Origin of the sequence: Streptomyces viridosporus, from assembly GCF_002078235.1 — a bacterium.
Taxonomy (GTDB): Bacteria; Actinomycetota; Actinomycetes; order Streptomycetales; family Streptomycetaceae; genus Streptomyces; species Streptomyces viridosporus.
In genome coordinates, this window is the sequence record NZ_MSGP01000457.1 from 1 (window position 1) to 8,965 (window position 8,965).

Annotated in this window: 8 protein-coding genes; 4 read left to right on the forward strand and 4 right to left on the reverse strand. The window is 74.8% G+C overall.

What is annotated here, in order from left to right; translation table 11 throughout:
• The 4 genes from B7L92_RS28905 to B7L92_RS28920 all read left to right on the forward strand — a co-directional run.
• Positions 1–605, forward strand: a 605-nt coding sequence (locus B7L92_RS28905) for a sigma-70 family RNA polymerase sigma factor (protein ID WP_081240331.1), incomplete at its 5' end; no start/stop codon positions are given.
• 103 nt (positions 606–708) lie between these two features.
• Entirely contained in the window at positions 709–1,002 is a 294-nt protein-coding gene (locus tag B7L92_RS28910; RefSeq protein ID WP_081240332.1) for a DUF5133 domain-containing protein, read from the forward strand.
• A 157-nt stretch (positions 1,003–1,159) separates the two neighbouring features.
• Complete coding sequence (locus B7L92_RS28915; protein ID WP_081240333.1) at positions 1,160–2,002, forward strand: DUF1206 domain-containing protein; 843 nt, start codon at positions 1,160–1,162, stop codon at positions 2,000–2,002.
• Between the two features lie 61 nt (positions 2,003–2,063).
• Positions 2,064–2,492, forward strand: coding sequence for a hypothetical protein (locus tag B7L92_RS28920; RefSeq protein ID WP_004991967.1), 429 nt, complete (start codon positions 2,064–2,066; stop codon positions 2,490–2,492).
• A gap of 41 nt (positions 2,493–2,533) precedes the next feature.
• Here the strand turns inward: B7L92_RS28920 and B7L92_RS28925 are convergent, their stop codons facing one another.
• The 4 genes from B7L92_RS28925 to B7L92_RS28940 all read right to left on the reverse strand — a co-directional run.
• Positions 2,534–4,771: an FUSC family protein gene (locus B7L92_RS28925; RefSeq protein ID WP_081240334.1), complete on the reverse strand. Its 2,238-nt coding sequence runs from the start codon at positions 4,769–4,771 to the stop codon at positions 2,534–2,536.
• Between the two features lie 78 nt (positions 4,772–4,849).
• Entirely contained in the window at positions 4,850–6,223 is a 1,374-nt protein-coding gene (locus tag B7L92_RS28930; RefSeq protein WP_081240335.1) for an NAD(P)/FAD-dependent oxidoreductase, read from the reverse strand.
• Positions 6,224–6,386: 163 nt separating this feature from the next.
• A complete protein-coding gene (locus B7L92_RS28935; RefSeq protein WP_081240336.1) occupies positions 6,387–8,132 on the reverse strand; it encodes a PP2C family protein-serine/threonine phosphatase in 1,746 nt (581 codons plus the stop codon).
• A partial coding sequence (locus B7L92_RS28940) for a SpoIIE family protein phosphatase (protein ID WP_081240337.1) occupies positions 8,129–8,965 on the reverse strand: 837 nt, incomplete at its 5' end. The genes B7L92_RS28940 and B7L92_RS28935, both read right to left, overlap by 4 nt.

Consider the following 8,965-nt stretch of genomic DNA (forward strand, 5'->3'; position numbering starts at 1 on the left):
TCAAGGCCATCGACCGGTTCGACCCGGGCCGCGGAGCCTTCGAGAGCTACGCCGTCCCCACCATCACCGGAGAGGTCAAGCGGCACTTCAGGGACCGGATGTGGGCCCTGCGCGTGCCCCGCCGGGTGCAGGAACTGCGCAACAAGGTGCGGGTGGCCCGGCGCGAGCTCACCCAGAACCCGGGCAGCCCCGAGCCCTCGGTGGCCGACATCGCGGCCCACACCGGGCTGACCGAGGAGGAGGTCGGCGCCGGGATGGAGGCGCTGGAGAGCTTCAGCACCCTGTCGCTGGACGCCGAACTGTCGACCGACGACGACGGCTACAGCCTCGCCGACACCCTCGGCGCCTCCGACACGTCCTACGACATCGTGGTCGACCGCGAGTCCGCCAAGGAAGGCCTGCGCCGCCTGCCGGAGCGCGAGCGCGCCATCCTCTACATGCGGTTCTTCGAGGACATGACCCAGAGCCGCATCGCCGACCGGCTGGGCATCTCCCAGATGCACGTCTCCCGTCTCATCAGCCGCAGCTGCGCCCGGGTGCGCGCCGAGGCGATGGGACAGCGCGCGGGCCGCCGCGGCACCGGCGGCCACTCGGCGACGACGTGAGCGCGCCCGCCCGGACCAGAACACCCCGTACCAGAGCACTCCGGACCGGAGCGCCGGTCTGAGCGCCCCGGACCCGAACGTCCCGGACCAGAAAGCGAGACCCATGCTGAAGCCCCACCCCACCGTGCTGCGCCGGCTCGTCCAGGAGTACGAGGCCCGGCTCCGGTCCGGGACCGCGCCGGACGCCGACGGCCCGCGTCTGAGCGACCTGGCGTACACCCTGTGCGTGTCGACCGGCACCCGTGACGTGGAGGACGCCCTGAGGACCGCGCACCGCTGGCTGGCGGCCGCCCCGGCACCGGTCCCCGCCCCGTCCGCCGGGCCGGGCGCGCTCGTGCCGCCGCCCGAGCGGCACCGGCGGGACACCACCGCGGCGGGCGCACCGGCTCCCGTGTAGGCCCGCGCCGGGACGACGTCGTCGGCCGCCCCCACCCCACGGGTGGGGGCGGCCGTTCGTGTGTCCCCGCCGGCACGGCCCGGAGGTCCGGGCGGCACCGCCGCCCCGGCCGCGTGTGCGCGGACGAAGCCGGGGCATCCGGAGCCCGGGAGGACGGATGAATACGCGTGCGATGGCATGGAGGGGGCGGGCCGGGGCCCGGCGGACGGCGAACGGCTCGGTCAGGGAGGGCGCCGCGAGGGCGGGACTCACCGCCCAGGGCGTGATCTACCTGCTGGTCGGTGTACTGGCGTTGCGCATCGCCTTCGGCGACGGACAGCGACAGGCGGACAGCGGCGGCGCCGTGGCCGAGCTCGCCGGCAAGCCGTTCGGCGCGACGCTGCTGTGGGCGCTGGGCATCGGGCTCGTCGGCATGGCCCTGTGGCGGCTCACCGAGGCGCTCTTCGGCTCTGCCGACCGCAACGGCCGCAGCGCGCGCAAGCGGCTGCTGGCGGCCGCGCGCTGCGTGTTCTACACGTTCGTCGCCTCCTCGGTGCTGGCCTTCGCCGTGGACCGCGGCAACGGGAGCGGGAGCGGGTCGAGCGACCGCCGGTCCCGGGACCTCACCGCCCGGGTCATGGAGCTGCCCGCGGGGCAGTGGCTGGTGGGCCTGGCCGGAGCCGTCGTCGTCGGCATCGGGGTGTGGGGCGGTGTGCGGGCGGTCCGCCGCAAGTACCACGAGCAACTGAAGCTCGGCGAGCTGGGCGCCGGTGCCCGCCGGCTGGTCGACGTGACCGGCGTGGGCGGCGGTGCGGCCCGCGGCCTGGTGTTCGCCGCGGCCGGCGTCTTCGCCGTCCGCGCGGCGGTCACCTACGAGCCCGACCGCGCCAAGGGCATGGACGACACCCTCCGCAGCTTCGCCGACACCCCGCTCGGCCCGTGGCTGCTGGTCTGCGTCTCCGCGGGACTGGTGCTGTTCGGGGTGTTCTCCTTCGCCCTGGCCCGCTGGCGGCGGGTCTGACCGCCGCACGCGTACCGGCCCGCCCCCGTATGACCGGCCTCAAGCGGGGAACACGTAGCGGATGAGCGAATCCGAGATTCCCCCGGAAGGCCGGCCCGTGGACGTCTACCTCGACCTCCTGCGCGTCCGGATGGACACCGAGGACTACCGGCTTCTGCTCCGTGTGGTGGAGCCGGTGCTCCAGGCGATCGAGGAGCACCGTCTGTCCGGCCTGGACCTCGCGCTGGAGAGCGGGGACGACGAACTCCCCCAGGAGATCCGCGACGAGGCCGCCCTGGTCATCGCCACCGCCGTCACCGGCCGCCTGGACAACGAGGTGGTCGAGCTGGAGGTCGACGAGACCGGGCCGGTCAGGGTGGTCACCGACGCGGACACCGCCGCCGACCCGTCCCGCCTCGGCGAGATCGCCGACTACATCAGGGACCGGCACCGGCAGAACGAGGAACTGCGCGGCATCGCCGAGGCCAGCGGGCTGCCCAGCGACTTCTGAGCGATTCCCGGGCGCCCCCCGATGCACCGGCGGGTCGCCCGTCACCGCTCCGGTGCCACCACCGGTACGTCCAGCGGCCGGGCGAGGCCCACCACCGCCTCGTCCAGCCGCTCCAGGTGCCGCAGCACCCGGCCGGTGATCCGGCCGTAGCGCGCACCGCCGTCGGAGGCGTCCAGCAGCGAGGCGATGCTCGGCCCCGTCTCGACCACCGCGGTGGCGTCCTCGTCCGTGACGCGGGCCGTGATCGTCCCGATGTTGCGCACGGTGCGCCCCGCGGCCGTGCGCAGCCGGGGGTCCGCCGCGATCGAGGGATGGGTCGGCAGCAGCTCGGCCGTCGCCGCCAGCGAGCGCGCGTGGTACGCGCAGGTCTCCAGCAGCGCCACGACGTACCGGGCGGTGGCACGCCGGGCCCGCAGCGGGGTGACCGGGTGGGTCAGCGGCTGGGTGGCGGCCCGCAGGTCGCCCAGCGCCTGGTCCAGGGCCCGCGCCCGGTCCAGCAGGTCGGCCGCGGGGTCGCCGCTGAGCTGCCCGACGGCGGCCTCGGTGACCTCGGTGAGCCGCTCCAACGCGGTGACCAGCAGTTCGTTCGTCCGCCGGTCGGTGTGCACCGGCAGGACCAGCGCCGCCGCGACGATCCCGCAGGCCGCCCCCAGCGCCGTCTCCTCCAGACGCAGGACCAGCACCTCCCAGCTGTAGGTGTGCAGCAGGGTGTAGAGCAGCCCGAGCATCGCGGTCACGAAGAACGACATCAGCGTGTAGGACAGCGGCGCCGTGTAGAACATCGCGAAGACCAGCACCAGCACCAGGGCGAACGCCGTCCAGGTGTGCCCGCCCACCACCCCGGCCAGCACGATGCCGGCGGCGACGCCGAACACCGTGCCCAGCAGCCGCCGGTAGCCCTTGACCAGGATCTCGCCGGTCGAGGCGGTGTTGATGAACACGATCCAGCAGGTGAGCACCGCCCAGTACCAGCGGTCCGCGGACAGCAGCTCACCGCCGACGATGGCCAGCGTCGAGCCCACGGAGACCTGCACGGCGGCGCGCGTGGTGGGCCGTTGCAGCCCTCTCGGCCGATCGGCCCGCTCGGACTCCTCCTCCACGTCGATGGCGGCGTCCTCGGCGTCCAGCTCCTCCCGGGAACGGGCCGTCGCCGGGCTGTCGTCCGACTCGTCCTGCGGACCGTCCAGGGCGAGGCGCAGTCCCATGACGGCGCGGGCGGCCTCGCCGACGGCCCGGAACACGTCCCGCACGGCCGGCGTGGCGGGCGGCAGGTTCTCCTCGTCCCGGTAGGCGAGCAGCCGGTTGCGCACCTGGGCCACGCCCGTCCCGGGCGTCCCGGTGCGCAGCACGAGCACGCGGAGCGCGAGCAGGTCCCGGCGCAGCACGGCGGTGGCCTCCTCCGGCCCGGGCAGCCGGCCGACCTCCGGGGCGGGCGCGCCCGGCAGGTGCAGGGTGAGGGTGTCCGCCCGTTCGGCGCTGCGGGCGGACAGCAGCAGCAGGCCGAGCCGCTCGGCGGCGATCTCGGCGTCCGCGATCCGGCGCTGCACCAGCCGCGCCGTCGACTCGTCCGGGGTGCCCTCCTCCAGCCGCGTCTGGATCATCAGAGCCGTCTCGTGCAGCCGGGCGGTGCCCGTGCGCACGTCCTCCAGCGCCTTGTCCACCTCCTCCGGACCGGCGTCGAGCAGCGCCAGGTGCGCGGAGACGAGCTGGGCCAGCCTGGCCCGGAAGGCCTGGCGCAGCCGTGCGAGCAGACCGGTGGGCGTCACGGGGACGACGGCGAACCGCACCACGGCGCTGCACGCGAACGCGACGGTCAGCACCGCCCACAGGAGGGGCAGTTCCGCGGGGGAGGCGCCGACGAACAGGGAGACGAAGTAGAGCTGGAAGCCGATCAGGCCGAGCGCGGTGCCGCGCTCGCCGAACCGGCGGCCGTAGACCGCGCAGAAGATGAGGACGACGAAGAAGGCGTCACCGATGACGACCCGCTCGCCGAGCACCGCGCCCAGCGACACGGACACGAGCGCCACGGGCAGCCCGAGGGCCAGTGTGACGGCCTGGGCGGAGCGCTGCTTCTCCCGGATGGAGAAGGTGGCGACCAGCGCCCCCATGGCCCCCGCCACCAGGCGGGTGACCTCGAAGTCCAGTGCGGCGAGCACGGCCAGGGTCAGCGCGACGGCACCCACCGTGCGCAGCCCGGCGGTCAGCCGCAGCAGGCCGGGGTCGGACGCCGCGAGGCGGTCCTGCAGTCGTGTCCGTACCGAGTGTCCCGCCGCTTTCACGCCGCCGTACTCTCTCCCGTCACAGGCGTTGGTCCGGATGCGGCACCGCATGACGCGAGCGGCCGCCGAAGGGCTGGGTCACCGCACCGCCAGGCCCGCCTCCTCGACGTGCGCCCGGACCTGATCCGGCGTCAGGTACGCGTCCGTGTACTCGAAGTCGTGCAGCTTGGCCGGCTTGCGCGCCTGGAAGCCGGTGCGGACGAAATCGTCGCCGGCGACCGCGTTCAGCAGCCAGTTGGTCGCCACCCGGGTCTTGGCGACGTTGGTGCGCAGCGCCGCGAAGTGGTAGCCGCGGGCCACCGCCTGGGCGGGCAGGCCCTTCAGCTCCAGACCGAGCGGCTTGGAGACCGCGTCGGTGCCGCCGAGGTCCACCACGAGTCCGAGGTCCTTGTGGTGGTAGGGACGCATCGGCTGGTTGCGCAGCGTCGCGATGACGTTGTCGGCCACCTGCCTGCCCTGCCGCAGGGCGTGCTGCGCGGTCGGCGGGCACACGGCCCCGTCGCCCTTGGCCTCGTCGGGCACCGCGGCGGCGTCGCCGAGCGCGAACACCCCGTCGTGGCCCGGCAGGCACATGTTCGAGGTGACCGCGAGCCGGCCCTTGACGGTCTCCGCGCCGAGCGTGGCGATGAGCGGGCTGGCGACGACCCCGGCGGTCCAGATCAGGGTGCGGGTGGGGACCACCCGGCCGTCGGTGAAGGTGACCTCCGTGGGGCCCGCCTTCTCGATGGACACGCCCAGGGAGATCTCGATGCCGCGGCGGGTCAGGACCTCCTGCGCGCTGCGGCCGAGCCGCTCGCCCAGCTCGGGCATGAGCTTCGGGGCGATGTCGATCAGGTGCCACTTGATCAGGCCGGGGTCCAGCCGCGGGTAGCGCTTGACGGCGGCGTGCGTCAGCCGCTGCAGGCAGGCCGCGGTCTCGGTGCCCGCGTAGCCGCCGCCGACCACCACGAACTGCAGCCGCGAGGCCCGCTCGGCCGGATCGTGGCTGGCGTCGGCGAGGTCGAGCTGGGAGATGACGTGGTCGCGGATGTAGGCGGCCTCGGCCAGCGTCTTCATCCCGAAGGCGTGGTCCGTCAGCCCCGGGATGTCGAAGGTGCGGGTGACGCTGCCGGGGGTCAGCACGATGTAGTCGTAGGGCTGGTTGACGATCTCGTCGGTGATGGTGCGGATGACGCAGACCTTGGACCTCAGGTCCACCCCGATGGCCCCGCCGGGGATGATCCGGGTGCGGTACTTCCTGCTGCGGCGCAGGGAGAGGGCGATCGACTGCGGCGTCAGCACCCCGGAGGCGACCTGGGGGAGCAGCGGCAGGTAGAGCTGGTAGGAGAACGGCGTCACCAGCGTGAGATCGGCCTCGTCGGGGGAGAGCATGCGCTCCAGCCGGCGCATGCACTCCACACCGGCGAAGCCTGCGCCCACCACCAGGATCCTGGGTCGTGTCACGGTGTTCATCCCTTCCTACGGCTCCAGGCGGTCCGCTTCGAACGCCCGCACCTCTCGCGTGCCCCTCTTCAGCACCACGATGCCCGTACACGTGCGGGACCGCACCGGGAAGCGGGTGGCGGGAGCGGCGTCGCGACCGGACGTCACCCGTGCCCGGGTGGGCGCCCCGGACTCAGCCGTGCAGATGGCACAGCAGCAGGCAGACGTCGTCGTCGCGCTCGGAGTCGCTCAGCAGGGGGTGGAGGATCCGGTCCGCCGAGCCCTCCAGGTCCGCGCCCAGCTCCGCGGGGCCGAACGAACCGAGGGCCGCCGCGAGCCGCTCGATGCCCGGATCGATGCCCCGGGCCCGCCGCTCGACCAGTCCGTCGGTGTAGAGCGCGAGCGTCGACCCCGGCTCCAGCCGCTCGGTGTGGTCGGCGATCTCCTGCTTCAGCGGGATGCCGAGCATCGCGCCCGGTTTGGCGTCCAGCGTGCGCACCCGTCCGTCGGGCAACCGCAGCACCGGCGGCGGATGACCCGCGGCGGCCCACGTCAGCGTGGGCTCGTCCGGGTGGAACCGGGCGATGACGGCGGTGGCGTACAGGTCGGGCTGCAGGTGGTGCAGGAACTCGTGCAGCCGGGTCAGCAGCCGGCCGGGGCCGCCGCCGTCGACCGCGTAGGCGCGCAGCGCGGTGCGCAGCTGGCTCATCATCACCGCCGCGTGCAGCCCGTGCCCGGTCACGTCACCGACCACGGTGATCAGACTGCCGTCGCGCTGACGGAACGCGTCGTACCAGTCGCCGCCGATGTTCAGCCCGTGCGTGGCCGGCAGGTAGCGCGCGGCGAGACTCAGCCCCGGCGGGGCCGGGAGGTCCGTGAGCAGGGCGCGCTGCAGCGTCTCGGCGATGTCCCGGTTGTGCTCGAAGCGGCGCGCGTTGTCGATGGCGATGCCGGCCCGCCGGGTGAGCTCGATCAGCATCACGGCGTCGTCCGGGTCCCAGCGCTCACCGGGCGGCGACAGGGTCAGCACGCCCAGCGGCGCGCGGCGGGTCAGCAGCGGGATGCAGAGCAGGGGCCGGTCGGGAGCGAGGGCCGAGGGCGGCTGGTCGTCGACGCCGGGCAGGCCGCCGGGGTGGTCGGCGGCGTACTGCGGCCGCCCGGTGCGGGCCGCGCGGACCGCCGCGGCCGGGTGGGGCGTCGCGGCCGGGTGGGGCGTGGGCCGGTGCGGATCGTCCTCGTCGTCGAACAGCCACATGTCGACGCTGCGGGCGTACCGCGGTACCAGCAGCTCCGGCAGCCGCCGCACGATCTCGTCGTGGTTCAGCGAGGCGTTCAGCACCGGGCTCGCGTCCGCCAGGAACGTCAGTCTGCGCCGTGCGTCCTCCGCCTCGTTGCGCGCCCGGCGCTCGGCGGCGAACGCCTCCCGCTGCGCACGTCCCGCCGCGTCCAGTTCGGCGTGCAACGCCAGCACGCCCTGGTTGGTCTGGTGCAGCTCCTCCCGGTGGAAGGCGACCAGTCTCTCCTGCTCGGCGAGCTTGTCCAGCACGCCGGCGGTGTCCTCGTCGGCGCCCAGCAGGGCCTCGGACAGGTCGACCGGGTCCTCCCGCGGCTCGGCGCCGTCGGACGCCGGGCCCGGTTCGGGGCAGGAGACGGTCACCGCCCACGGCGCCCGGTCGGCGGCCCCCGCACCGGGCGAGGGCGTCAGCGCGACGTGCAGCGTCCCCTCTCCGGACGGGTCTTCGGCCGGGGAGCCGGACGTGTCCAGGGTGAGCACCCAGGTGCCGCCCTTGGTGAGGCACTGCCGCAGCCGGCCGCTGAGCGCCGCGGCCAGCCGGGCGCGTTCGACGGTGGGCACCCCGCACTCCGCGGCCAGCCGCGTGACGGCGATGCGGGCGCGTGCCGCGTCGGTGACGGTGCCGATCTGCCAGGTCCGCGTCATGGGCGGGCCTCCGGGACGGGGGCCAGCACGGCCACGGCGATGTCGTCCCGCGCCGGGCGCGCGGAACTCCCGGCGTCCCGGATCGTCACGGCGGCCGTCACGGCCGGGTCGGCCGACGACGCTCCGGTCTCCGGGGACGGGACCCAGCGGCTGGGCAGGCCGTCGGTGTGCAGGATCAGCAGGCTCTCCCCGGACCAGGCGACGTCGTCCTCGCGCAGGGTACGGGGCCGGTGCGCGCCGACGATGCCGGGCTGGGACAGCAGCGACCGCCACCGGTCGCCCTGGCGCAGCCGGGCCCCCACATTGCCGATGCCCGCGAAGCGCAGCCGGCCGGACCAGGTGTCCAGCTGGGCCACGGCGACGGCCGCGCCCCGGGTGCCGGCCAGTGCCCTGTGGATCTCCTCCAGCGCCCCGGCGGGCGGCAGACCGGGCCGGCGGCGCAGGGCCTCGGTCGCGGCGGTCGAGGCGCGGGCGGCCTCGCCGCCGTGGCCCAGCCCGTCCGCCATCAGCAGCGTCAGACGGTCGCCGGACCTGACCCAGGCCCAGGCGTCCCCCGAGAAGTCCGCGCCGGCGAACGGGACGTTGACGCCACCGGCCCGCACGCCGGGCGCCTGCGGGGCATCGTCGCCGTGCGGTGCCCCGGCGCCCACGCGGGCCACCGCCACCGTGCCCCGGCCGAGCACGCTGTGCAGCTCGAAGTCGTCGGCGAGACGCCGGCAGGTGCCGAGGCCCGCGCCGAGCGAGCGCGTCGTGGTGAACCCGTCCCGCAGCGCACCGGCCACGTCGGCGATCCCCGGCCCGTGGTCGAGCGCGGTGATCTGCACGGCCCGTCC

Excerpts from the sequence above, each read along its gene's own strand:
- B7L92_RS28910 (WP_081240332.1), top strand. The coding sequence starts at position 709 with ATGCTGAAGCCCCACCCCACCGTGCTGCGCCGGCTCGTCCAGGAGTAC.
- B7L92_RS28930 (WP_081240335.1), bottom strand. The coding sequence starts at position 6,223 with ATGAACACCGTGACACGACCCAGGATCCTGGTGGTGGGCGCAGGCTTC.
- B7L92_RS28920 (WP_004991967.1), top strand. The coding sequence starts at position 2,064 with ATGAGCGAATCCGAGATTCCCCCGGAAGGCCGGCCCGTGGACGTCTAC.
- B7L92_RS28915 (WP_081240333.1), top strand. The coding sequence starts at position 1,160 with ATGAATACGCGTGCGATGGCATGGAGGGGGCGGGCCGGGGCCCGGCGG.
- B7L92_RS28935 (WP_081240336.1), bottom strand. The coding sequence starts at position 8,132 with ATGACGCGGACCTGGCAGATCGGCACCGTCACCGACGCGGCACGCGCC.